25 protein-coding genes are annotated in these 23,964 nt (G+C 69.6%); 10 read left to right on the top strand and 15 right to left on the bottom strand.

Annotation, left to right across the window (positions count from 1 at the left end; genetic code table 11):
• Window positions 1-52: 52 nt before the first annotated feature.
• Window positions 53-1,135: a 3-oxoacyl-ACP synthase III family protein gene (locus tag DXK32_RS25280; protein ID WP_114861022.1), complete on the top strand. Its 1,083-nt coding sequence runs from the start codon at window positions 53-55 to the stop codon at window positions 1,133-1,135.
• 11 nt (window positions 1,136-1,146) lie between these two features.
• Window positions 1,147-1,917, top strand: coding sequence for an SDR family NAD(P)-dependent oxidoreductase (locus DXK32_RS25285; RefSeq protein WP_114861023.1), 771 nt, complete (start codon window positions 1,147-1,149; stop codon window positions 1,915-1,917).
• 149 nt (window positions 1,918-2,066) lie between these two features.
• On the opposite strand, the gene pseG is transcribed toward DXK32_RS25285, so the two are convergent.
• From pseG to DXK32_RS25305, 4 genes are read right to left on the bottom strand one after another with little or no spacing between them, the layout of a single operon-like run.
• A complete protein-coding gene (pseG, locus tag DXK32_RS25290; protein WP_114861024.1) occupies window positions 2,067-3,119 on the bottom strand; it encodes a UDP-2,4-diacetamido-2,4,6-trideoxy-beta-L-altropyranose hydrolase in 1,053 nt (350 codons plus the stop codon).
• Between the two features lie 17 nt (window positions 3,120-3,136).
• Window positions 3,137-3,811, bottom strand: a complete 675-nt coding sequence (locus tag DXK32_RS25295) for a hypothetical protein (RefSeq protein WP_247877337.1) — start codon at window positions 3,809-3,811, stop codon at window positions 3,137-3,139.
• Between the two features lie 55 nt (window positions 3,812-3,866).
• Complete coding sequence (cydB, locus tag DXK32_RS25300) at window positions 3,867-4,874, bottom strand: cytochrome d ubiquinol oxidase subunit II (protein ID WP_114861025.1); 1,008 nt, start codon at window positions 4,872-4,874, stop codon at window positions 3,867-3,869.
• 5 nt (window positions 4,875-4,879) lie between these two features.
• A complete protein-coding gene (locus DXK32_RS25305; RefSeq protein ID WP_114861026.1) occupies window positions 4,880-6,289 on the bottom strand; it encodes a cytochrome ubiquinol oxidase subunit I in 1,410 nt (469 codons plus the stop codon).
• 299 nt (window positions 6,290-6,588) lie between these two features.
• On the opposite strand from DXK32_RS25305, the gene rpoH reads away from it, so the two are divergent.
• Window positions 6,589-7,488 carry an RNA polymerase sigma factor RpoH gene (rpoH, locus tag DXK32_RS25310; protein ID WP_040134236.1) on the top strand — a complete coding sequence of 300 codons (900 nt, stop codon included), beginning with the start codon at window positions 6,589-6,591 and terminating at the stop codon, window positions 7,486-7,488.
• Window positions 7,489-7,513: 25 nt separating this feature from the next.
• On the opposite strand, the gene DXK32_RS25315 is transcribed toward rpoH, so the two are convergent.
• The 5 genes from DXK32_RS25315 to DXK32_RS25335 form a co-directional block, all read right to left on the bottom strand.
• The gene (locus tag DXK32_RS25315; RefSeq protein ID WP_114861027.1) at window positions 7,514-8,275 is read right to left on the bottom strand and encodes a DUF6969 family protein; all 762 of its coding nucleotides are present in this window, start codon (window positions 8,273-8,275) and stop codon (window positions 7,514-7,516) included.
• 81 nt (window positions 8,276-8,356) lie between these two features.
• Entirely contained in the window at window positions 8,357-9,022 is a 666-nt protein-coding gene (locus tag DXK32_RS25320) for an ABC-type transport auxiliary lipoprotein family protein (protein ID WP_114861045.1), read from the bottom strand.
• 11 nt (window positions 9,023-9,033) lie between these two features.
• A complete protein-coding gene (locus tag DXK32_RS25325; RefSeq protein WP_114861028.1) occupies window positions 9,034-9,993 on the bottom strand; it encodes an MlaD family protein in 960 nt (319 codons plus the stop codon).
• Between the two features lie 9 nt (window positions 9,994-10,002).
• Window positions 10,003-10,797, bottom strand: a complete 795-nt coding sequence (locus DXK32_RS25330) for an ABC transporter ATP-binding protein (protein ID WP_114861029.1) — start codon at window positions 10,795-10,797, stop codon at window positions 10,003-10,005.
• Window positions 10,798-10,803: 6 nt separating this feature from the next.
• Window positions 10,804-11,940, bottom strand: a complete 1,137-nt coding sequence (locus DXK32_RS25335) for an ABC transporter permease (RefSeq protein ID WP_114861030.1) — start codon at window positions 11,938-11,940, stop codon at window positions 10,804-10,806.
• Between the two features lie 199 nt (window positions 11,941-12,139).
• Here DXK32_RS25335 and DXK32_RS25340 point away from each other — a divergent pair, with 199 nt between their 5' ends.
• A complete protein-coding gene (locus DXK32_RS25340) occupies window positions 12,140-12,655 on the top strand; it encodes an adenine phosphoribosyltransferase (RefSeq protein ID WP_114861046.1) in 516 nt (171 codons plus the stop codon).
• 256 nt (window positions 12,656-12,911) lie between these two features.
• A complete protein-coding gene (locus tag DXK32_RS25345; RefSeq protein ID WP_114861031.1) occupies window positions 12,912-14,597 on the top strand; it encodes a CocE/NonD family hydrolase in 1,686 nt (561 codons plus the stop codon).
• 13 nt (window positions 14,598-14,610) lie between these two features.
• On the opposite strand, the gene DXK32_RS25350 is transcribed toward DXK32_RS25345, so the two are convergent.
• Window positions 14,611-15,408 carry a Fic family protein gene (locus tag DXK32_RS25350; RefSeq protein ID WP_114861032.1) on the bottom strand — a complete coding sequence of 266 codons (798 nt, stop codon included), beginning with the start codon at window positions 15,406-15,408 and terminating at the stop codon, window positions 14,611-14,613.
• A gap of 221 nt (window positions 15,409-15,629) precedes the next feature.
• Here DXK32_RS25350 and DXK32_RS25355 point away from each other — a divergent pair, with 221 nt between their 5' ends.
• The gene (locus tag DXK32_RS25355; protein WP_162801340.1) at window positions 15,630-16,049 is read left to right on the top strand and encodes a bacteriohemerythrin; all 420 of its coding nucleotides are present in this window, start codon (window positions 15,630-15,632) and stop codon (window positions 16,047-16,049) included.
• Between the two features lie 88 nt (window positions 16,050-16,137).
• Here the strand turns inward: DXK32_RS25355 and DXK32_RS25360 are convergent, their stop codons facing one another.
• Window positions 16,138-16,767, bottom strand: coding sequence for a BON domain-containing protein (locus DXK32_RS25360; protein ID WP_114861034.1), 630 nt, complete (start codon window positions 16,765-16,767; stop codon window positions 16,138-16,140).
• Between the two features lie 209 nt (window positions 16,768-16,976).
• Window positions 16,977-17,465, bottom strand: coding sequence for a CYTH domain-containing protein (locus DXK32_RS25365; RefSeq protein ID WP_114861035.1), 489 nt, complete (start codon window positions 17,463-17,465; stop codon window positions 16,977-16,979).
• A gap of 199 nt (window positions 17,466-17,664) precedes the next feature.
• On the opposite strand from DXK32_RS25365, the gene DXK32_RS25370 reads away from it, so the two are divergent.
• A complete protein-coding gene (locus DXK32_RS25370) occupies window positions 17,665-17,901 on the top strand; it encodes a hypothetical protein (RefSeq protein WP_114861036.1) in 237 nt (78 codons plus the stop codon).
• 66 nt (window positions 17,902-17,967) lie between these two features.
• Here DXK32_RS25370 and DXK32_RS25375 read toward each other — a convergent pair whose 3' ends face one another.
• Together DXK32_RS25375 and DXK32_RS25380 are read right to left on the bottom strand one after the other, a co-directional pair.
• Window positions 17,968-18,126: a DUF3309 family protein gene (locus DXK32_RS25375; protein ID WP_114861037.1), complete on the bottom strand. Its 159-nt coding sequence runs from the start codon at window positions 18,124-18,126 to the stop codon at window positions 17,968-17,970.
• A gap of 152 nt (window positions 18,127-18,278) precedes the next feature.
• Window positions 18,279-19,946, bottom strand: coding sequence for a CorA family divalent cation transporter (locus tag DXK32_RS25380; protein WP_114861038.1), 1,668 nt, complete (start codon window positions 19,944-19,946; stop codon window positions 18,279-18,281).
• Window positions 19,947-20,175: 229 nt separating this feature from the next.
• On the opposite strand from DXK32_RS25380, the gene DXK32_RS25385 reads away from it, so the two are divergent.
• Together DXK32_RS25385 and DXK32_RS25390 are read left to right on the top strand one after the other, a co-directional pair.
• Window positions 20,176-20,865, top strand: a complete 690-nt coding sequence (locus DXK32_RS25385) for a hypothetical protein (protein ID WP_114861039.1) — start codon at window positions 20,176-20,178, stop codon at window positions 20,863-20,865.
• A 185-nt stretch (window positions 20,866-21,050) separates the two neighbouring features.
• Window positions 21,051-21,815 carry a metallophosphoesterase family protein gene (locus DXK32_RS25390; RefSeq protein WP_114861040.1) on the top strand — a complete coding sequence of 255 codons (765 nt, stop codon included), beginning with the start codon at window positions 21,051-21,053 and terminating at the stop codon, window positions 21,813-21,815.
• A gap of 3 nt (window positions 21,816-21,818) precedes the next feature.
• On the opposite strand, the gene DXK32_RS25395 is transcribed toward DXK32_RS25390, so the two are convergent.
• Entirely contained in the window at window positions 21,819-22,724 is a 906-nt protein-coding gene (locus tag DXK32_RS25395; protein ID WP_114861041.1) for a LysR family transcriptional regulator, read from the bottom strand.
• A 151-nt stretch (window positions 22,725-22,875) separates the two neighbouring features.
• Between DXK32_RS25395 and DXK32_RS25400 the strand changes: the two genes are divergently transcribed.
• Entirely contained in the window at window positions 22,876-23,877 is a 1,002-nt protein-coding gene (locus tag DXK32_RS25400; protein WP_114861047.1) for an aldo/keto reductase, read from the top strand.
• The last annotated feature ends 87 nt before the right edge of the window (window positions 23,878-23,964 follow it).

A 23,964-nucleotide genomic window follows, 5' to 3' on the forward strand; every position in this document is an offset into this window, starting at 1 on the left:
ATTCGCCCAAGTCCAGGAGGGACGAACGGGCGGCGGAGGGAGGGAGCATCCGGTGAAGGCCATCATCGAGGGCGTGCGCATCGCGGGATTCCGGGCCGCCGTGCCGCCGCACCGCCATTCCTTCCTGGAGGACCATTCCCTCTTCACGGCGGAGGAGGCGGAAAAGCTGTTCGCCACCACCGGCGTGTACGAGCGGCGCATCGCCCCGCCGCACATCTGCGCGTCGGACATGTGCGTCGCGGCGGCGGAAGGGCTGCTCGCCCAGCTCGGCTGGGACCCGGCCAGCGTCGACGTGCTGGTCTTCGTGTCGCAGGACCCGGACTACAACGTGCCGGCGACCTCCTGCGTCATGCAGAAGCGGCTGGGACTGGCGACGGGGGCGGCCTGCTTCGACGTCAATCTGGGCTGCTCCGGCTTCATCTACGGGCTGTGGATGGCCGGGCGGCTGCTCGGCGGGTCGACGGGCCGGCGGGCCATCGTGCTGTGCGGCGACACCAGCTCGCGCCACCTCGTGCCGGGCGACCGCTCCACCCTGCCGCTGTTCGGCGACGCGGGCGGGGCCGTGGCCCTGGAGGTCAGCCAGGGGGCCGCGCCGATCCACGTCGTCGTCGGCACCGACGGCGGCGGGGCCAAGAACATCTGGGTCAAGGCCGGCGGGCGCCGCAATTCGCTGGTGCCGGGCCGCGAGCCCTGGCCGGCGGGCAAGCAGGAACAGATGTTCACCGACTCCCGCCTGTCGCTGAACGGGGCGGAGGTCTTCGCCTTCACGCTGCGCGCCGTGCCGCCGCTGATCCGCGAGACGCTGGAGTTCGCCGGCGTGGGGGTCGAGGACATCGACCTCTGCGTGATGCATCAGGCCAACGCCTTCATGCTGGAGCATCTGCGCAAGAAGACCAAGTTCCCGCCGGAAAAATTCCTCGTGGACATGCACGATTTCGGCAACACCAGCTCCGCCTCCATCCCCTTGGCGGTCAGCCACCGGCTGGGCGAGGCGCTGTCCACCGGCACGCGCAAGATGCTGCTGGCCGGCTTCGGAGTCGGCTGGTCCTGGGGCGCCGTGGTGGCCGACGTCGGGCCGATCCCCGCCCCGGCGGTGCAGGAGATCCCCGACGACTTCCCCCTGCTGACCCCCTGAGCCGCCGTACCATGCGCAACCCGCTCGACCTCACGGGACGGCGCCTGCTGGTGACCGGGGCCTCCGCCGACAGCGACATCGGGCGGGAGATTTGCCGGACGCTGGCCGGGCTGGGCGCCGCGCTGACGCTGGTCGGCCGACGCGCCGACGCGCTGGAGGCCACCCGCGCCCTGCTGGACGGGCCGGAGCGGCACGGCGTCGCCCCCTTCGACCTGACCAACCTCGACGCCATCCCCGGCTGGATGAAGGGGCTGGCGGAGGCCGGCGGTCCCTTCGCCGGTCTGGTCCATTCCGCGTCGGAGCAGGGCTATTCCGTGCTGCGGCAGGTCAACCGGGCGCAGTTCGACCGCTATTTCACGCTGAACGTCGGGGCGTCGCTGATGCTGGCGCGCGGCTTCCACCAGAAGGGCGTCTTCGCAACGGGCGGCGGGTCGATCGTCTATGTCGGCTCGGTCGCCGGGCTGAAGGGCCAGAAGGGCCGCTCGCTCTACGCCGCGAGCAAGGCGGCGCTGGTCTCGGTGGCGCAATCGCTGGCGCTGGAACTGGCCGACAAGCGCATCCGCGTCAATGTGGTGGCCCCGGCGGTGGTGCTGGGCACCAAGGCGGAGAAACAGTTCGCCATGCTGCCGATGGAGCAGAACGCCGCGCTCGCCGCCGCCCACCCGCTGGGCTACGGCGCGCCGCAGGACGTGGCCGACGCGGTGGCCTATCTGCTGGCCGACAGCGGGCGCTGGGTGACCGGAACGGTGCTGCCCGTGGACGGCGGCTTCACCGCGGGGTGACCGCGCCCGGCAGTTGTCGCCCTCTCCCCTCCGGGGAGAGGGAGGGGACCCGCGCCGCAGGCGTGGGGAGGATGAGGGGGATGCGCGCGGCGGCACGTCCGGCAAAAGCACATCCCCCTCACCCTCCCCTCTCCCCAGAGGGGAGAGGGTTAATTTGAGCGCTGGACTGCCACGGCCTCCGCCAGTGCTTGCGCGATGCGCAAGGCGCCCTGGCCATCGACGATTCCCCCCAGCTTGCCCGCCATGGTCCGCCGCCGCGCCAGATCGGCCCACAGCTCCAGCGCGACGTCGGCGATCCGCTCCGGAGCGCCGTCGGTCTGTCCGGCCACCAGGGCGCACCAGCCCAGAGCCTCCGACTGGCGGGCGGCCTCCAACTGGTTGTCGGCGATGGTGACGAGCACGGCGGGCGTGCCGATGACCGCCAGTTCCCCGGTTGTGGTGCCCGCCGCCGAGACGGCCAGCCCGGCCTGCGCCATCAACTGCCCCATGCGCGGCGTGTCGCGGTGCAGCCGCACGCTGTCTTTGAAACGCTCCGCCAAGGCCTCCACGGCCGTCGCGTCGCGCACCGCCCCGCCGACCGCCACGTCCAGCGAAACACCCGGCGGCAGGCGGGGGGCGAGGCGCTCGATCACCGGAGCCGTCAGCCCCAGCGGGTCGGAGCCGCCGAAGGTGACCAGCAGGCCGCAGCGTTCCTCAAGCGGTGGCTTGGTCGCCGCCGCGGCCTCCCGCACCTCCCGCCGCAACGGAGCGTAGGCCGGGCCGAGCAGCAGCCGGGCGCCGGGGTTGCCCTTGCGGTAGGGCAGCGACGCGGCGTCCGGCGCGGCGTTGACGATCAGCCCGGCGTGGATCGGCTCCCCCGTCCCGGCGTCGTCGAAGGCCAGGATGGGCAGCCCCCTCCCGGCCAGCCCGGCCCGCCAGCCTTCGGAGAATCCGTAACCGTCCAGCACAATGGCGCCGGCGCCGGTTTCCGCCGCGATGGCGCGCGTCGCGGCGAGGTCCGCGGCGCTGCCGGCCTCCGCGTCGATCCGGTGAACGGCCATGCCGGCCGCGCGCAGACGCTCGCCCAAAGCCGACGGCAGGCTCGCCGCTGCGAACAGCGCATCGCCGCCCAGCTCCTGCACGGCCTCCGCCACGGCGAGGCAGCGCATGACATGCCCGGCCCCGATGGACGCCCCGGCGTCGGCGCGGAACAGCACCCTCATGGACGGGGTCCCGGCGCTCAATGCAGGGTCGGGGCGCCCGGCCCGGTGGGGCGCAGCCGCGTGCGGGCGGAGGACAGACAGAAGGCGTGCCAGTAGAGCGCGACCAGGGCGCCCGGCAGGCTGTCCAGCTCATGCCCCGGCAGCGCGGTGATCCCCGCCGCATGGGCCATGGCGGCGTTGGCCGCGTTGACGCTGTGCTGCGCCGCCGGGCCGATCAGCGCCAGCGTCTCCGCGAGCGCGCGGGCGTCGAGGCGCAGAGTCGCCGGGGCGACGGTCACCTGGGCGGCGCCGTCGCGCAGGCGCCCGATGGCGATGTAGGCCTCCAGAAGGTCCGGCCGGTCCTCCGGACGAATCACCGCGGCGACCACGCGGTTGCCGGTCAGCGGGCCGGTGCCGTCGAACTCGAACACCACGGCGCGCTCGGCCTGCCGGGCCTCGGCCAGGGCCGCGGCGCGCTCCCCGGCGGAGACGCCGGACAGCCGCATCGCCTCCTCGAACATCTCCGGCCGCCCGCCGCCCTCGGTGTGGACGACCAGCGGCGCGTCCATCGTCGCGGCGATGGCGAGGCGGCGGGCCATGATGTTCACCGCCTCCTCCGCCGCGTCCTCCGACGGCGTGTCTTGCAGCAGTTCCGCACCCTTGCGCAGCATCACCTCGGCGAAGCTGATGTCCGGGGCGATGTCTGGGGTCATGGTGCGGTCTCCGTCAAAAGTGGTCGGCTGTTGTACGCCAGGGGCAGGCACGCCCTCAATGATAGCCGATGGCGCCCGTCACCTTGCCGCGGAAAACCCAATAGCTGTAGGCGGTGTAGATCAGGATCGTCGGAATAAGGAAGGCCATGCCGATCAGCAGGAAGACTTGGGTCTCCGGCGGGGCCGCCGCCTGCCAGATGGTGATCCCCGGCGGGATCAGCACCGGCCAGAGGCTGATCGCCAGCCCCAGGTAGGACAGGGCGAACAGCCCCATGGCGAAGGCGAAGGGCAGCGCCTCCCGCCCCTCCTCCAGCGCCCGCCACAGGCCGAAGGCGAGAAAGCCGACCATCAGCGGCACCGGCGACAGCAGCAGGATGTTGGGAACCGAGAACCAACGCGCGGCGATGGAAGCGTCCAGGAAGGGCGTCCACAGGCTGACCGCCGCGACCAGAACCAGCACCACGACCAGCAGCCGCCGCGCCACGCGGAAGCACCAGTCCTGCAAAATCCCGATGGTCCGCCAGATCAGCCACGTGCTCCCCAGCAGCGCGTAGCCGGCGATCAGCGCCACGCCGCAGAACAGGCTGAAGGGGGTCAGCCAGTCCAGCATGGTCCCGGCGAAGTTGCGCCCTTCCACCTCGATCCCCTGGATGAAGGAACCGAGAACCACCCCCTGCGCGAAGGTGGCGAGCAGCGACCCCAGGAAAAAGGCCTTGTTCCACAGATGGCGGCTGCTCCGCGCCTTGAAGCGGAACTCGAAGGCGACGCCGCGGAAGACCAGGGCGATCAGCATCACCAGCAGCGGCAGATACATGGCCGGCAGGACGATGGCGTAGGCGATGGGAAAGGCTGCGAACAGCCCCGCCCCGCCGAGGATCAGCCACGTCTCGTTGAAGTCCCAGACCGGCGCCACCGAGTTCATCATGACGTCTCGCGCCTCCTCGCTGGGGGCGAAGGGGTAGAGGATGCCGATGCCGAGGTCGAAGCCGTCCATCAGCACATACATGAAGACGGCGAAACCGACGATGGCGACCCAGGCGAGGGTCAGCAGGCTGCCTTCCATGGGGGTCACTCCGCGGGTTCGATGGATTCGCCGGGCACCGACAGGGGCCGCTTCGGCTGATGGCCCTGCACCACCGCCGGGACCTCCAGATCCTCGTCGTTCAGCCGCGCCGGGCCGATGGTCAGCAGCCGGAACAGGTAGTAGGTCCCGGCCCCGTAGATGATCGTGTAGACCACCATGAACACGATCAGCGACGTCAGCACGGCCCCGCCGGTCAGCGCCGGAGTCACCGCGTCCGCCGTGCGGATCATCCCATAGACCACCCAGGGCTGGCGCCCGATCTCGGTGGTGAACCAGCCGGCCAGGATGGCGATGAAGCCCAATGGCATGCATCCGACCAGAACCTTGTGAAACCAATGCGGGCTGTAGAGCTTTCCGCGCACCCGCTGCACCAGATGGATCAGCGCCACCGCCAGCATGACCATGCCGATCCCCACCATGATGCGGAAGGTCCAGAACAGGATTTCCGGGTTGGGCCGGTCCGCCACCGGGAAGTTCTTCAGGCCGGGAACCACCCCGTCCCACTCGTGGGTCAGGATCAGGCTGGACAGGGCGGGAATGGCGATTTCCGCTTGGTTGGTCTCCGCCTCGTTGTCGGGGATGGCGAACAGGATCAGCGGCACCCGCGCCCCGCCCTCCCAATGGCCCTCCATCGCGGCGATCTTGGCCGGCTGATGCTCCAGCGTGTTCAGCCCGTGCAGGTCGCCGAGGAAGATTTGCAGGGGCGCCAGGACGGTGATGAGCGCCAGCGACATGCTGAGGCCGACCCGCGCGTGCTCCAGGAAGCGGTTGCGCAACAGGTAGAAGGCGCTGATGCCCGCCACCACGAACCCGGTGGTCAGGAACATCGCGGTCAGCATGTGGGCCAGCCGGTAGGGGAAGGACGGGTTGAACACCACCGCCCACCAGTCGGTGACGAAGAACCGACCGTCGCGCAGCTCCGCCCCCGCCGGGGTGTGCATCCAGCTGTTCGCCGAGAGAATCCAGAAGGAGGACAGCACCGTCCCCGTCGCCACCAGAACCGCCGCCAGGAAATGGACGCCCCGCGGCACACGGTCCCGCCCGAACAGGAGGATGCCGAGGAAGGCGGCCTCAAGGAAGAAGGCGGTCACCACCTCGTACTGGATCAGCGGCCCCAGCACGTTGCCGACGATGTCGGACCAGCGGCTCCAGTTGGTGCCGAACTGGTAGGTCATGACGATTCCCGAGACGACCCCCATGCCGAAGGAGATGGCGAAAATCCGCGTCCAGAATTCCGACAGGCTGCGGTACAGCGCCTTGCCGGTGATCAGCCACCGCGCCTCCAGAACCGCGATCCAGCAGGCCAGCCCCACCGTAAAAGAGGGGAAAAGAATGTGAAAAGAAATCACGAAAGCGAACTGGATTCGTGACAGAAGCAGCGGATCGAGGTCCATGGGCGTGGCCCTCCGTTGGCGGTCACAGGGCCGATTCCAGGCGGCCCAACCGACCCCCAACGCGGCCGGTCCCGGGGAGTTCCCATTTTCCGGCTGCGGATACTTTCTTTCCCCCCACCCCTTGAACCGCCGCCGCGATCCCTTATTTCTAAGCTCTTGCCGACATCCACACATTTACGGCCGGCCCTGGGCCACAGCCGATTTCACCCCGCTCCGATGGCCCCGCCGGCCAGCCGGGCCGGGGGTCATCGGTCCATTGCAGGGTGTTTCCCGAGGATGCCGGAATCAGGAGAAGCTCTTTGACGGAACTGGCAGTTTCTGGCGAACCCCTCACCCTCTTTCTAAAAGAAACCCGCAAGTACGACTACCTCACCCCCGAGCAGGAACGCGACCTCGCCATCCGCTGGCGGGAGCGGCAGGACCGCCGCGCCCTCGACAAGCTGATCGGCAGCCACCTCCGGCTCGTCTTCAAAATGGCCCGCGGCTATCAGGGCTACGGCCTGCCGCTGTCCGACCTGATCGCCGAGGGCAACGTCGGCGTCATGCAGGCGGCGCAGAAATTCGACCCCGACAAGGGGTTCCGCTTCGCCACCTACGCCTCCTGGTGGATCAGGGCGGCGATCCAGGAGTATGTGCTGCACAACTGGTCGCTGGTGAAGATCGGCACCACGGCGGCCCAGAAGAAGCTGTTCTTCAGCCTGCGCCGGCTGAAGGCGCAGTTGCAGGACGCCGAGAACGGCACCTTCGGCGGCGACCTGTCTCCGGAGGCGGTGGAGAGCATCGCGACGACGCTGGACGTCTCCCAGGCCGACGTGATCGAGATGAACCGCCGGCTGGGCACCGACCGCTCGCTGAACGCCACCCTGGCCGAGGATGGCGACAGCGAATGGCTGGACCTTCTGGCCGACGAGGGTCCCGACCAGGAGGCGATCCTGGCCGGCGCGCAGGAGCGCAAGCGCCGCCAGCAGTTCCTCAAGCTGGGGCTGGGCGTTCTCGACGACCGCGAGCGGCAGATCCTGGTGGCGCGCCGCCTGCGCGACGAGCCGCTGACCCTGGAGGAGCTGAGCCAGCACTTCCACGTCTCGCGCGAGCGCGTGCGCCAGTTGGAGGTGCGCGCCTTCGAGAAGGTCCAGAAGGCGGTGATGGCCCAGGCCCGGCAGGTTCCGGGCACCACGGGCAAGGCGCTGCTGCCGGTGTGACCGGCGGCAGCCTCCCCACGGTGCGTTACGGCGTGACGAAGCGCGGCGGTTCCGGCAGCACGGAGGACCGCCGCCGTACGCCGCGCAGAGCGTGATCCACCGCGGCGACCTGCTCCTCCACCGAGATCAGGATCTGCGACGTAACCTCCAGCGTCCGGTCCTCATAGACCCAACCGTCGGGATGCCGGTCGCTCCAGGCGGCGACCGTCCGGTCACGCTCCTGCAGCAGGCTGAGAATCTGCGGCCGGAACAGCCGGACCATCGCGGTGATCCAGCGGTTCGCCGGCCAGGAGGGGCGGGCATGATCGACGGTGAAGCTGTCGAGCATGCGGATCACGTCGTCGGCCGCGTACCACGTCTCCCCCGTCACCCAACGGTTCGTCGTGAACAGGCGCACCGGCTGGCCCGCCACGTCCATGGCGATCCCCACCAGATGGGACAACGCGTCGTTTGGGTTGTCCGGCTCCTCGTAATCCTTCAGCGGCACCGGCTCCATGCCCGGCGGCATCCCGAGCGGGCGCAGGAAGGTGTGGAAGTGGCCGTGCTCGCCGTCGGGCCGCTCGTCCTCGGGATGGCAGTGGTAATAGTACTGGGCGTGATATTCGGCGTCGTAGACGTCGCCCGGCGGGTAGTGGCGCCATTCGTAGAGCGTCCCGTGCCCGCGCAGCAGTTCCCCCACCACCGTGTCGCCGGTCTTGGCGAGCACGCGCTGGCAGAGCCGGACTTCCCGCGCGGCCTCCGACATCGCCTGCAATGCGTCGCGCGAAAGCTCCGAAAGCTCGATCATCGGATGCTCTGCCCCGTCAGCCCCTGCCTGTCCTTGATCCCTATTACGTATGAGGCTTTGTACGCATAGCAAGCGCTTTCCTCAGCGGATGCCCGCGGCATTGGAACGACCGGCCTCCGCACGGAACACCGCCTCGCCCCGCCGCAACGTCCAATCCACCAGAGCGCCTTCCACCTGACCCAGCGCCGTGTTGAAGGCGGCGATCACGTCGGTGAAGTCCGATCCGCGCACCGGGACCACGGCGTCGAAGGTCTCGCCCGCCTCGATGGTCCGGTTGGGCATGGCGACCAGCTTGGCCGACAGGCGCACCCGCACCCGGTCCGGCGCCGCGGCGCCGGCATCGCTGAATTCCGCCTGGAAGTCGCGCAGTTCGGTCTTCAGCAGGAAGTCGGAGCGCAGGCCCGCGGAATCCCGCCCGACCGAGACGATCCGCCGGCTGTCCTCGAAGGACTGGACGATCAACCCCTGCACCATGCTCGGCGCCCGGTCGGCCCAGGACACCCCGGCGAAATAGTCGAGCGCGGTGGCGGAGCGGGTGACCGCGATGCGCGGCGTGTCGATCCCGGCGCTGGCCGCCGGCGGCTCCACCAGCAACTGCCAGCGCACCGGCGGCAGCCCGGACTCCGTCACGGCTCCCGGAGTCAGTGTGTAGAGGCTGGGCGCGGTGGGGTTCAGCGCCGCGCAACCGGTCATCAGGCCGACCGCCAGCAGCGCCGCCGCCGCCCCCTTCATCAAACGGCTCGTCACCAAGCGGCTCATCATCGTCCACGCACCTCCACGCCCTGGCGGGTTCCGCCGAACAGGAAGTTCGACGGGTCGTTCTCGATCCGCGTCACGACGCGGGACAATTGCCCCGACAGGTCGCGCAACTGCGAAATCAGCAAGGTCAGTTCATACAGCCCGCCGCCGGTGAAGTCGCGCAGCGCCCCGCGGTTCTCCCCGATCATGGCGTTGAGCTGGGTGGCGGTCTTGTTGAGCGATCCGGCCAAGATGTGCAGGTCGCCGGTCACCGTCTTCATGCCGCCTTCCACCGCGGACAGCGTGCGCTGGGCCTGGTCCATGGTTTCGCCGATCTGCGGTCCGACCGTCTCGAAGCCCTGGAGCGTCCGGTTGGCCTGGGCGAGGGTCGTGTCCAGCCCCTGGCTGGCGCGGGCCAGCTCGCCGGTCAGGTCGCGGGTGTTCGCCAGGATCTCGGCGATGGCCGCCTGGTTCTGCGGGGTCAGTAGGTCCGCCACCCGGTTCGTGAGGTCGAGCGCTCGGTTCAGAAGCTGCGGCGCGGCGTCGACGAAGACCGTCAGCGATGACGGGCGCGACGGAATCACCGGGATGCCGCCGTCATGCGCGGTGCGCAGAAGCTCGCTCATCTCCGTGCCGCCGGAAATCTGAACATAGGCGCCGCCGGTGATGCCCTGGACCTCCAGCGAGGCGATGGAGTCGGTCTTGATCGGCGTGCCTTCCTGCACCTCGATCCGCACGCGCACGCGGCTGACGTCGTTGGGGTCCAGGCGGATGTCGGTCGCCGTGCCCACGGGGATGCCGCGGTAGCGCACCGGGCTGCCCTCCTGCAGGCCGGTCACCGAACCGGTGAAATAGATGTAATAGGGCTGGCGCGTCTCCTCCAGCTGGATCTTGGCGACCCAGACCGTGAAGACGAAGAGGCCGGCGAGCAAGGCCAACACGAAGCTGCCCACGAGGATGTAGCTGGTGCGGGTTTCCATGGCGTCCGGTCAGCTTTCTGCATGGCGCGCGGCGCGACCGCGCGGTCCGTGGAAATAGTCGTGAATCCAGGGGTGCGGGTCGCGGAGATGCTCCTCCAGCGTGCCCACGCGAATCTTCTTGTCCACCAGCACGGCGATGCGGTCGCAGATCGAGGTCAGGCTGTCCAGATCGTGGGTGACCATGAAGACGGTCAGCCCCAGGCTGCGCTGGAGATTGCGGATCAGCTGGTCGAAGGCGGCGGCGCCGATGGGGTCCAGACCGGCGGTCGGCTCGTCGAGGAACAGGATGTCGGGGTCGAGGGCCAGCGCGCGGGCCAGACCGGCGCGCTTGATCATGCCGCCCGACAGCTCCGACGGGAACTTCGCCCCGGCGTTGGCCGGCAGGCCGGACATGGCGATCTTGACCCGCGCGATCTCCGCCGCCAGCGCCGCCGAGAGGTCGGTGTGCTCGCGCAGCGGCACCATGACGTTCTGCGCCACGGTCATCGAACTGAACAGCGCGCCGTTCTGGAACAGCACGCCGGTGCGTGCCTGGAGCGCCACCCGCTCCGATTCCGGCAGGCCGGCGGTGTCGCGGCCCAGCAGCTCGATCCGGCCGTCCGCCGGGCGGATCAGGCCGAGGATCTCCTTGAGCAGGACCGACTTGCCCGTGCCGGAACCGCCGACCACGCCCAGCACCTCGCCCCGCCGCACGTCGAGGTCGAGCCCGTCATGGACCACCTGCGGGCCGAAGCGCGTGACCAGCCCGCGCACGCGGATCACCGCGTCCTGCGAATCCGGTTGTCTGTCGTCAAACGGCGCCACGGCCCCTCACAGCCTGAGGAAGGAGAACAGGACGGAGAAGACCGCGTCCAGGACGATCACCAGGAAGATCGATTCCACCACCGACTTGGTGGTCAGCGTGCCCACGCTCTCGGCGCTGCCGGAGACCTTCAGCCCCTCGTAACAGCCGACCATGGCGATCACCAGCGCGAACACCGGCGCCTTCACCAGTCCAACCAGGAAATGCGGCAACGTGACGGCGCCGTGAAGCTGGCGGATGAACTGCCCGAAGGTGATGTCCAGCGTCGCGTAGCTCATCACCGCGCCGCCGAACAGCCCCATGATGTCGGCGTAGAAGGCCAGCAGCGGCAGGGTGATCATCAGGGCCAGCGCGCGCGGCACCACCAGAAGCTCCACCACGTCCAGCCCCAGCGTGCTGATGGCGTCCACCTCCTGGTTCACCTTCATGGTGCCGATCTGCGCGGTGAAGGCGGAGCCGGAGCGCCCCGCCACGATGATGGCGGTCATCAGGATGCCGATCTCGCGCAGGATCGACACGCCCAGCAGGTTGACCACGAACAGCTCCGCCCCGAAGCGGCGGAGCTGGTCCGCGCCCTGGAAGGCCAGCACCACGCCGATCAGGAAGGACAGCAGCCCGAGGATCGGCAGGGCGTTCAGACCGGTCTGCTCGATGTGAAACATCACCGAGCGGAAGCGCAGCCGCCGCGGATTCACCATCAGCCGCCCGAAGGTGATGGCGATCAAACCAAGGAAGGACAGCAGGTCCCGCCCCTCGCGCAGCCCGTCCACGGCGGTGCGCCCGGTGCGCTCCAGCATGTCGAGGATGGGGCGGTGCGTCTGCGCCCGCTCGACCGGCGGGGGGCCGACCTCGCGCACGGCGTTGAACAGGGCGGCGTGCTCCGGGCGGATGGCGGTGAGATCGACGCCGTGGCCCGCCGCCGCCAGCCGGTCGGACAGGGCGGACAGCAGATAGGCCCCCACCGTGTCCATGGCGTCCAGCCGCGACAGGTCGAGGCTGACCGCCCCGCCGCCGTCCAGCGCGAAGCCGTCGAGCGTGCCCGAGAGCCCCCCCGCGGCCTTCAGGTCCCAATGGCCGAGAGCCGTCAGCCGCCATTCACCGTCGCCGGCGCGCGACGATTCCAACCACGCCCTTTCGCGCGCCATGCCCCGTCCTGCCCTTCCCTTCCGGTGCCGCGATGCGGCGATGCTCGTGCTTGTGGAGAGGAACTTGGCCGCAAGCCCCCCCGATGGTCAACCTCAAGCCGGGGAAAAACAGCCGTGCAGCGGTGGTTTGCACGCGGGCGGCCGCCCCGATAGTATGGCGCCGCCGTTGCATAGGAACCTTTTCACCATGCCGAACCCCATCGATCTGAAGACCCACATCCGCGGCATCGCCGACTTCCCCAAGCCCGGCATCCTCTTCTACGACATCTCCCCGCTGCTGGCTCACGCCGAGGCGTGGAAGGAGGCGGTGAACCAGCTCGCCGAGGCGCTGCGCCCGCACAAGCCGGAGCTGCTGGTTGGCATCGAATCCCGCGGCTTCCTGATCGCCGCCCCGCTGGCCCTGGCGCTCGGCACCGGCTTCATCATGGTGCGCAAGCACGGCAAGCTGCCCGGCGACAAGGTCGCCCATTCCTATGACCTGGAATACGGCACCGACACCATCGAGGTCCAGGCCGACGCCGTGAAGCCCGGCCAGCGCGTGGTCGTCCTGGACGATCTGCTGGCGACCGGCGGCACCATGGCCGCGGCGGTCAGCCTGCTGCGCCGCGTCGGCGCCGATGTCCGCGCCGCCGCCTTCCTGGTCGAGCTGACCTTCCTCAACGGCCGCGACAAGCTGGACGTGCCCAGCGTCTCGCTGATGAGCTACGATTCATAAAAGCGCCTTCCGGAAAGGCGTCTGCCCATCGTTTGGGCGAACTCAGCGCAACACGGTTCCTTCTCCCCTCCGGGGAGAAGGTTAGGATGAGGGGGCGCCGGAGGCGGCTTACCCTTCAAGATGGGAGCTTTTCTCCGCCCTGCCGGGCGTAAATCCCCCTCACCCAGCCCTCTTCCCAGGGGGGAGAGGGTTTTGAGCAGGTCATGGCACAGCGCTTGCGAGAGTTGAGGGTCACAGTTGCTCGGCAGGGCGCCCCATGACCCATATGGCCCCGGTGATTCTCGAACAGCCGCCCCTTCTGGCCGTCCGGCCACCTGAAACCGTCTCCATGCGGACCCGCGACGGCTTGCGGCTGGACGCCGACCTCTACCGGCCCGACGGTGTCGGCCCCTGGCCCGTCCTGCTGCTGCGTCTGGCCTGCGGGCGGCGCACGGCGATGACCAGCCATTACGCGCACCCGCGCTGGTACGCCGCGCGGGGCTATGTGGTCGTGGTGCAGGACGTTCGCGGGCGCGGCACGTCGGAAGGCCGTTTCCGCCCCTTCGAGGCGGAGCGTGAGGACGGCGCCGACGCGGTGGCCTGGGCGGCCTCGCTGCCCGGCTCCAACGGCACCGTCGGCATGTATGGCAGCGGCTACGCCGGGATGGCCCAGCTTCTCGCCCTGGCCGAGCGGCCCGCTGCTCTGCGCGCGGTGGTTCCGGCACTGGCCGGCTGGGACGTCTACACCGACTGGGCGACGGAGGGCGGCGCCTTCCGGCTGGCCGACGCGATGGGCTGGGCGCTGCACTGCGCGGCGGAGTCCGCCCGCCGGTTGGAGGATGGCGCGGCCTACCGCGCGCTCCTGGAGGCAACCCGCAGCCTGCCTCTGGACGACGAGATCCCATCCCGCCCGCGGGTGCTGCGGGAGTATGCGCGCCACTGCCATTACGACGACTGGCTGACCACGCCCGGCCCAGGCGGAAGCTGGGACGATCTGTCGCCACGGCACGCCCTGTCGGGCGGCGGCGGCGAGGTCTCCGTCCTTCAGATCGGCGGCTGGTACGACCCGCGCCTGACCGGCACCGTGGCGGCGCACGAGGCCCTGTCCGCCGGCAGCGGCACCGTCCGCCTGCTGGTCGGCCCATGGGATCGCCGGGGCGTTGCGGTCCACCCCCAAACCGACGGGCCCCGTGGCGACGGTCGGGCACCGTCCGACCTGCCGTCCTTCGACGCCCTGCAGCTCGGTTGGTTCGAGCGCTTCCTGAAGGGGGAGATGAACGGAGCGGACCGTGGCGGCCCGATCCGCCTGTTCGACGTTCTGGAGCGCCGTTGGCGCGACCTGCCGGCCCTGCCGCCCGCCACCCTGCCGCTGCACCTGTCCAGCGACGGCCTCGCCACGCGGCGCGGCGGCGTCCTGCGTGAGGGTGCGCCGGACGAAGCCTTCCTCGACGTGCTGGTCCACGACCCGCGCGACCCGGTGCCCACCGTGGGCGGTCACGCCGTGCCCGACGCCGGTCCGCGCGACCGCGCCGCCATCGACGCCCGTCCCGACGTGGCGGTCTACGACACCCCGCCGCTCGCGGCGCCGCTGACGCTGTCCGGTCAGGCATCCCTGGAGATCTGGGTGGAGGCCGACGCACCGTCCTTCGACGTCAGCGCCGTCCTGTCCGCCGTGCTGCCGGACGGGCGCGTGCTGCCGCTCAGCCAGGGCCACGCGCGGGTGGAGCCGGGCGGCGAGCAGCGCCCCATGCCGGTGGCCCTGCGCGCCCTCTGCGCGACCCTGCCCGCTGGAAGCGCGCTGCGCCTCAGCCTCGCCGGGTCCTGCTTTCCGGCCTACCCCGTCAATCCGGGAACCGGGGCGGAGCCGGGCGAAACCCGGCTGGTGGACGCGCAGCCGATCACCCTGCTGATCCACGGCGGCGGCGCCCGCCCGTCGCGCCTGCTGCTGCCGGCGCGGGGCTGACCGTCACGTCCCGTCAGGGACGCCGGCCATAGCCCTCCTCGTGGGCGGCGTCGAGGCCGTCCTCGTCCTCCTCGAAGTCGCGGAGGGCGCGGGCGGCGCTGCGCAGGCACAGATTCAGGCTGCGGTCGAGCAGGCGCATCATCAGATCGCGGAACGGCGTCTTGTCGCCGAGCGACCAGGCGCGCTCGACCATCGCGCCGTACATTTCGCGATCCTCGTCCGTCACCACCACCGGCGGGAAACCGGCGCGGTTCAGGATCAGGTTGCACAGCAGAAGCGCGGTCGCGGCGTTGCCCTGGAAGAAGGGTCGGACGCTCATCAGCCGGTGATGCGCCTCGAAGGCGGCCTCCGGCCCCGGCTCCGTCCGGCGCAGCCAGCCCGACAGCGCCGACATCGACACCCGCACCTTGGCCGGATCGGGGGAAGCGCCGGCATCGTCCTTCAACGGGCCATCCCGGTAGCGGCCGGCGTTGGTGTCGATTCCCTGGTACAGAACGCCGTGGAAGGCCGCGATGGTGCGCTCCGTCACCACGCCGCCGCCCTGGAAGGACAGGCGGGCCATCAGTTCCAGCGCGGCGCGGTGGTTGAGCGCGAGGCGCTGCGGCTCGGCCGGGCGGCTACGCAGAACAGCGCCGCGGTCGAGCACCATGCGGATGTCCTCGGCGGACAGCTCCACCCCTTCCACGAGAAGGCAGGCGGTGGTCAGGCCGCGCTCGAAGCGGTCGGCCAGATCGCGGACCACCGTCAACGGCATGGGCCGGGCGTCGTCCAGAACCCGCTTCTTTTCCAGAATATCGTCCAGCAGCGCCATCGTCCCGAACTCCGCAGATCCCGTGCATTTTCATAATGCCTGGACGGCGCGCGGGGAAGCACATCCTTTGCCGCCCCACAAGGTCAACAGGGTGCGGTGCAACCTCCGGCCTGCGGTTTTTTGCCGCTTGTGCCGCCGCGGTTGCCGGTTTTAACATCGCATTGCAAGATTTCCGCGCCCCCTATACTCGCCTGACCCGGCCCTCTGAAAGGATTGATCCGATGCAACATGTTGCCTGGGATAAATCGATGAGCGTCGGCGTCGAAATTCTCGACGACGACCACAGAAAATTGCTCGACATGTTCAACCATCTTCTGAAGGCCGGCATCGCGGAGAAGGACCGCGCCAGCCTGTCCGGGCTGCTGGGGGGCTTGCAGGAATACACCACCGTGCATTTCAAGCGGGAGGAGGCGCTGATGGAAGAGCAGGGCTATCCCGGCCTTGACGCCCACCGGGCCGCGCACCGCTATTTCATCGACGAGGTGCACAAGCTGACCCTGGACGATGACGACAGCAACGAGATGATGCTGCGCATCGACCTGATCCTGCTCCTCAAGGAGTGGTTCATCGAGCACATCCAGTCGGTGGACAGGCAGTACAGCCCCTTCATGGCCGGCGGCGCCGGCGGCACCGCCCACTGAGCACGCGCGCGAAAGCCCCCGCACCGGATGGAGCGGGGGCGTCTCGTCAGGGTCTCGGAGGCCGACACGCGATCAGAAGAGGGCCGGATCAGAAGGCCATGGTGCCGCCCGGTTCGCGAAGGCGCAGGTTGTTCTGAACGTGACGGACGCCGGAGATGGCGTCGGCCAGGTCCTCGGCCCGCCGCTTCGCCATGCGGTCGTCCACCGTGCCGTCCAGAGTGACCTCGCCGCCCGACACGGACACCGCGATGTCGGTGGCGTCGAGATAGGGGTCTTCGGTCAGCCGGTCGTTCAGGTCATCGCGGATCCGCTCATCCGACCGGGTGTAGCCGCGGGGGCCGCGCCCCCGGAACTGGGCACGCCGCTCGTCTTCCTGGCGGCGGCGTTCGGCGTCGTCGCTGCCGAACCAGGAGGCGACCTCGTCACCCGCCTGCTCCCAGAAGTTGCGCTCCCGCGCCATGCCGATGGGTTCGTCACGGTAACGCTCATCCCGCATGCGGTCGTCGCGATGCCAGCCGCGTTCGGCGTGACCCCAATCGCTGCCCCAGCGGCGACCGGGATCGCGCCCGCCGGAACCGCCGCTTTCGTAGTCACTCCGGGGGTAACCGCCTGCGCCGTAGGCGCCGCGCCCAAATTCATCGCGATCGCGGACGTCGCGACGGTCGTCCTCGTCCGCGTTGCGGGCCTCGTCCTTCCACCGGTTCTCGTACTGGGTCATCGCGCCAAACTCCCGTTCGCCGTTGCCCGCCGCCCGTCCGGACGGCTCCTTTGCAACAGGAGGGCGCCACGCTGCGTTCCCCTTTCGGCGCACCGCCGGAGTTTCCGCACAGTCTGGCACGCGGATTGCTGCGCTGCACACAGTCATCCACGCAGCCTTGGCCCCGGTCCCCCTTCGGACCGGGGCTTCTTTTTGCACTGGAAGACGCGTCAGGCCGCGCTGACCCAGTGGCTGACCCAATGGCGGATCGGGCTGCGCGACAGGGCGGAGTTGCTGTAGGCGGCCCGGTGCGTGACCTCCGCCCCCACCCAATCGGGGAGCGGGACGATCTGGTCGGCGCGGGACAGTTCGACCTCGGCGATCACCAGACCGGCGTTGTCGCCGCCGAACACGTCGACTTCCCAGCAGAGGCCATGATGGTGGATGAGGTAGCGGGTCTTCTCGATCAGGCCGCCGCGGCAACTGTGGCGCAGCAGACCCAGGGCGAGATCGAGGGGGAGCGGGTGTTCGACCTCCTCACGGCACAGGCCGCGGCGGGGGCCTTTGACGGTCAGCGTGGCGTCCGGCCCGGCAACCCGGACCCGCACCGTCCGGCCGTCGTCGGAGGGCAGATACCCCTGGACGATGGACAGGCCGTTTCGACACAGGGGACGGATGTCCCTCCGGACCAGAAACCGCCGTTCGATCTCAACCGCCATGATATCCGCCTTCCGGCTTATCGGACACCGCCGAGAATAGTCGTCCGCCACGCTGCGGCGCAACCATGCCCCATACGCATGAAGTCCATTCCTGCGTTGCGGTATTACCATTTGGACACATCATCGAACAAGCGTCCGCGCCATCACTCCCGCCGCTCCGTGGTGGGAGCGGCCACCCGTTTTGGGGTAGCATGCCGCCATGGCACAAGACCTCGCACCCTGGCTGATCCTGTTCGCCTTGTACGGCGCGCCTCTTCTTCACGTGACGCTGTCGCGGCGCGGCGGCCCGTGGCGTCCCCCGACCGGCACGCGCTGCCCCTTCGGCCCGCGGGCCGGCTGGGTGGTGATGGTGCTGATTTTGGGGCCGATCGGCTGGCTGATGTTCGTCATGCGAAACGGGCGCCGTTCCCGTCCCGGCCGCAGCCCCGGAGCGTGACGCCCAGGGGCCGGTGGCGGAACGGGAACGGCGCCCGCGCGTCGGGGAGCCGTTATGGCTTCCCCGTCAGATCCGGCCCATCAGCAGAAGCACGATCAGGACGAGCAGCAGCACGCCGAGAATACCGCTGGGACCATAGCCCCAACCACGGCTGTGCGGCCACGCCGGAACCGCGCCGATTAGAACGAGAATCAAAATGATGAGCAGAATGGTGCCGATGGTCATGGCGTCCCCCTAAGTGTGGAGCTTTCGCTGAGAAGAACGCGAGCTTGACCGGCTGGTTCCTGTATCCCGCCTGTTCTTTGGCGCCCGCCCCCTCCATTCGGGGCAACGACGCCCTATCCTTCCGGTCTTTCTGTAAATCCGGTTTCCACCGCTCACAAAGGCGGCCCGGTGCGGCGACTCGGGCGCTCCCACACCTTCGTCATCAGCGCCAGCTTGCTCCGCCCCGGCAGCCGTTCGTCCGACAGCGCCTCCAGAAAATCGGCAAGCCGCTTGGACCGCATCACACTGAAGGCGATGAGCCCGACCGTCGACAGCAGGACGAACAGGAAGAACAGAACGCGCGCCGGCAGCGGGTCGTCGGCCATGGCGAGCAGATTCATGCCGAGGAATCCGGTGACCAGCGTGCCGATGGTGCTGACCACCGTCACCACGGTCAGCCGCAGCACCGTGTTGGCCTGCCGCCGCAGCCCGTCGCTGTCGAGGTAATCGCTCATGTCCTGCACCTCGTCCCGCACCTCGGCGTAGAGGCGGTCGGTGCCGAGGTGCCCAGCCCACAGGCGGAACAGGTCGCGCAACGGCCCCTGGATCGACAGCTCATGGAACCAATAGCGGTGGGTGAAGCGCAGGAAAATCTCGAACACCTGCCGGATGTCGCGCTTGAACCGCTTGACCGACTCCACGGCCCCGATGTCGAGCTGGCTGACCGCCAGCACCAGCCGGTCGGACAGCATCACCAACGCCGCCCGGTGGAAATGCACGACCAGCCCCAGCAGGAAATACTGGTGCCGGAACTGGCCGAGCAGCCCGGTTTCCGCGTCGGTGAAGAAGGCGTCGCCCTCCGGCCCCACCATCACCAGCGAATGGCCGCAGCACAGGATGCGGCTGCGCGTCCAGGCGCCGGACGCCCGCGGATCCCAATAGCGGTCGTAACAGTATCGCTGCTCGAAGCCTTCCAGGAAGGCGGGGGCGAAGGGCAACGCCTCGCCCGGTCCCGACGCCAGACCGGGCGAGGTGGCGAAGCCCAGCCGCACCCAATCCGCCCGCTCCAGCCGTTCCGGCTCGTCCAGCGACAGATAGGCCATGGCCGGCATCCGCTGATATTCGAGCTGGCGGTAGCGCAGCAGCCCGGTCTCCTCCGAATGGTGATGGACCAGGGGGCGCAGCAGGAACGACCAGTGGGCGGCGATGCGCGGCGCCCGGTGGCGACACACGAAGGACAGGTAATCGGTCTTCCGCTCATAGTCGGAAACCGCGAGCACGGCGCCATCGGCGCCGATCCATTCGACGCGGTGCGGGCATTGCGCGGCGCTGCCGTCCGGCTCCCAGGCGGGCGGATAGGTGCGGCCCAACCGGAACAGCGTGTCCTGCACGCGGTCCAGCGGCAGGTCCTCGCCGAACAGCTCCACGACGAGGATCGCCACGTCGACGTCGTGGAAGAAATGCAGATCGACATGGGCGATGGCGAAGCGCAGCGGCGCCTGCCCCCGCCGCAGGGTAACCGTCAGCGCCGCCACGTCGCGCCGCCGGAAGACGCGGATGGGAGAGCCGCCATAGCCGGGCCGGTGGTCGCGCGATTCCCCCTCGCCATAGAGGAAGCGCTGCACATAGGGCAGGAAGGACACGAACTCGCTGTAATGGCGCTCGCTGAATTCACCGGGGTCCTGGGTGAACTCGTCCGCCACCTCCTGCCAGGGGCAGCCCGGCCCGCCCAGCCATTCCCAATGGTTCTGGATCTGCGCGCCCGCCTTCAACGGCATCAGCTGCACCGGCCACAGCAGGATCTCGCGAAACCGGCGCACGCGGATCGGGCTCTCGTCCATGGCGCCCCTCCCCCTTGTCCTTCTTTTCCCACATCCTAGCAGAGTCCGGACCGGCGAGAACGCGCCACCAAGGCGGGGCACCAAGGCGGGGCACCAAGGCGGGGCACCAAGGGGATCGGCCGGGGCGTTCGCCCCATCCCCATCGCAGCGGACCGTTAACCAGGACGCAAGTTCGGCCCTGCTAGCGTCCCCCGTTCAGACCACGCGCCGGAGGAGGATTGACGTGCCGATGACGCGCCGGATCGGGCTGTTTCTTCTGGTCGCCGGGCTGGGAGCCGCCATCCCCGCCCTGGCCGCGGAGGTTTCGGCCTCCGATGTCGTCTGCGCCGGGGAGGGCCGCGGGCAACGCTGCACGGTGTCCGCGGTCCAGCCCTTCCCCGACAACCGCGGCGGACTCGGCGAGTTGAGCATCAGCGCGGTGCGCGACGCGGCCTGCACCTCCCTCCACATCGTGTTCGACGAGCCCATCGCGCCCGCCCGCCACGTCACCCTGACGGTGGACGGAGCCCCGCCGCAGCGCTTCTACACGCCGCGCCAGCTTTCCGACCTCGCCGACGCGCTTGACGCCGACGCGCTCAACGCCGACGCGCTCGACAAGGGACCGCAGGCGGCTCCGCCCGAATTCACCCGCTTTCTGGCCCAGGTCGCCGCAGGCGCCATCGCCGACGAGGAGGCCGGGACGGAGATGCTGAGCCGCTTCGCCGCGATCAAGGAACCGCGGCGCATCGGCCTGACTTGCGGCCCGATGGAGCGCCTGATGCCGCTGATCCGCTCCGATCGCCGGCTGCGGCTGGAGTTCCAGAGACAGGCCAACGGCGCGACCGAGGTCTATCACTGGCCGCGGCTCGACCGGCGGACGGTGGAGTTCCGGTTGGGCGGCCTGCTGGAGGCTCTGGACCGCGCCATGCCCGGCTCCTGACGCCGCCACACGGATTAACCACTCCGGCCGCTTGACGGCACCCCCTCTTTCCCGTCCGACTCGCCCCATGTGGATGAACGGGCGAACCCGGGCCGGGCAAGCGGGTGAGCGACTTGAGCGCGCGCGCCGTCATCCCCATCCTGTCAAGGCAGGACCCACCCATCGAGGACGGAGGAGAGCGGAGCGTGTTCGGCTTTGCGCGCAAACTGTGGTCGGACCCGGAACCCGTCGCGAGCCATGTGCCGCGGGGCGTGCGCGTCTACGCGGTGGGCGACATCCACGGACGGCTGGATCTGCTGGACCAACTGCTGGCGCAGATCGACCGCGACGCGGTGAGCGGCGCCGACCTCGTCAAGTATCTGGTCTTTCTCGGCGACTATGTGGACCGCGGTCCGGATTCCGCGATGGTCATCGAGCGGCTGTGCCGCGAGCCCCTGCCCGGCTTCGGCGCCATCCACCTGCGCGGCAACCACGAGGCCGCGATGATGGACTTCATCGAGAAACCGGAGGCCGGGCCGGACTGGCTGGAGTATGGCGGGCGGGCGACTCTGGCCAGCTATGGCGTTCCTGCCCCCGCCGAGGACGCTCCGCCGGAGCATGTGGAGGAAGCCCGCCAGCGCTTCGCCGCCGCCCTGCCGCCCCATCACCGGGCCTTCCTGGCCGGGCTGCGCTCCAGCGTCGCCATCGGCGACTATCTGTTCGTCCATGCCGGCATCCGCCCCGGCCTGCCGCTGCACCGCCAGCGTGACGAGGACCTGCTGTGGATTCGGCGGGAGTTCCTGACCTCCCACCTCGACCACGGCAAGCTCGTCGTGCACGGCCACACCATCGTCGAGCAGCCGGACATCCGCTCCAACCGCATCGGCATCGACACCGGGGCCTACGCCTCCAACCGGTTGACCGCGCTGGTCCTGGAGGGCGGAGAGCGCCGCTTCCTCTGCACCATCTGACGCCTACGGAGCGGCCTGACGGCGCCAGTCCTTGAGGAAGTCGAGGAAGGCGCGCAGCGCCGCCGGAGGCTGGCGGTGCGACGGGTAGTAGAGGAAGGGGCCGGGAAAGCTCTGGCTCCAGTCCTCCAGCACGGCGACGAGGCGGCCGGCGGCGATGTGCTCGGCCACATACCCGTCGAAGGTCATCAGGAAGCCCAGCCCGTCCAACGCCGCGCGGACCTGGACGCCGACATGACCGGCGTGGAAGGGGCCGCCCGGCTGGACGCGCACGACGCGCCCGGCCCGCTCGAACTCCCAGGGCGGATGGGCGCCGCTGGCGTAGACGACGGAGATGGTCGGCTTGCCCAGCAGGTCCTCCGGCTGTTCCGGCACGCCGAACCGCTCCAGAACGGCGGGCGCCGCGCACAGCACGTAGCGTTGCGGCGGACCGAGCGGCACCGCGATCATGTCCTGCGCCAAATGTTCCTCGTAGCGCACGCCCGCGTCATAGCCCCGCTCCACGATGTCGATCAGCGCCATGTCCACGGTGATCTCCAGCTCCACATCTGGGTAGCGGCTCAGAAAGGGCGTGACCATCGGGGCCAGCACCAGATCGGCCGCCGGGGCCGGGGCGTTGATGCGCAGCCGTCCCGCCGGACGCCCCTGCCGCTCCCGCAGGTCGGACAGGGCGCCGGCCACCTCGCCCAGCGCCGGTTCCAGCCGGCGGAGAAGCTGCTCCCCCGCCTCGGTCGGGGCGACGCTGCGGGTCGTGCGGTTGAGCAGGCGGACGCCGAGATGCTCCTCCAGCTCCCGCATCCGCTGGCTGAGGCTGGAGACGGACACGCGCTGCTCCAGCGCCGCGCGGCGGAAGTTGCGGTGGCGGGCGACGGCGGCGAAGGCTTGCAGGTCGCGCAGGTCGGTGCCGTTCATTCCCAAGACCCCGATTGTTCGATGTTGTGAACAGCCCGTTCGGCATTGTCCAGCTTATCGGATCAATGGCGCCGGGTCATCATCCCCAGGTCATCATTCAGGGCAAGGCGGCACCGGAACGGCGCCGCGACGGATGGAGAGGATCAAGGACATGGAACAGCGCACGCTCGGGGCCGCCGGCCCCGTCAGCTCGGTCATCGGTCTCGGCTGCATGGGCATGTCGGACTTCTACGGCCCCGCCGACCAGGAGGAGAGCATCGCCACGATCCACGCCGCGCTCGACGCCGGGATCACGCTGCTCGACACCGGCGACTTCTATGGCATGGGGCACAACGAGCTGCTCATCCGTGACGCCCTGCGCGGCCGCGACCGCGACACGCTGCTGCTCAGCGTCAAGTTCGGCGCCCTGCGCGACCCGCAGATGGGCTGGAACGGCTACGACTCCCGCCCGGCGGCGGTGAAAAACTTCCTGACCTACTCGCTGCGCCGGCTGGGGGTGGACCACATCGACATCTACCGCCCGGCCCGCCTCGACCCGAGCGTGCCCATCGAGGACACGGTGGGCGCCATGGCCGACTTGGTCAAGGCCGGCTACATCCGTCACATCGGCCTGTCGGAGGTCGGTCCGGACACCATCCGCCGCGCCGCCGCGGTGCACCCGATCAGCGACCTGCAGATCGAATATTCCCTGATCTCGCGCGGGATCGAGGAGGCCATCCTGCCCACCTGCCGGGAGCTTGGCATCGGCGTCACCGCCTATGGCGTGCTGTCGCGCGGCCTGATCAGCGGCCACTGGAGCAAGGACCGGACGGGCCAGGATTTCCGCAGCCGCAGCCCGCGCTTCCAGGGCGAGAATCTCGACCGGAACCTGGCGCTGGTCGAGCGCCTGCGGGAGATCGCCCAGCGCATCGGCGGTTCGGTGGCCCAGGTCGCCATCGCCTGGGTGGCGGCGCAGGGCCGCGACATCGTCCCGCTGGTCGGCGCCCGCCGCCGCGACCGTCTGGCCGAGGCGCTGGGCGCCCTGGACCTCACCCTGTCGGCGGAGGATCTGGCGCGGTTGGACGAAGCCCTGCCGCCGGGTGTGGCGGCGGGCGAGCGCTACCCGGCGGCGCAGCTCGCCCATATGGACAGCGAGACGTACAAGGGGCGGTAAGGCTTGCCCCCACCCCGGCCCTCCCCCGCTGCGCAGGGGAGGGAGAAAGAAGTCCCCTCCCCTGCGCAGCGGGGGAGGGCCGGGGTG

This window comes from Azospirillum brasilense (assembly GCF_003349955.1).
GTDB classification, from domain to species: domain Bacteria; phylum Pseudomonadota; class Alphaproteobacteria; order Azospirillales; family Azospirillaceae; genus Azospirillum; species Azospirillum brasilense_B.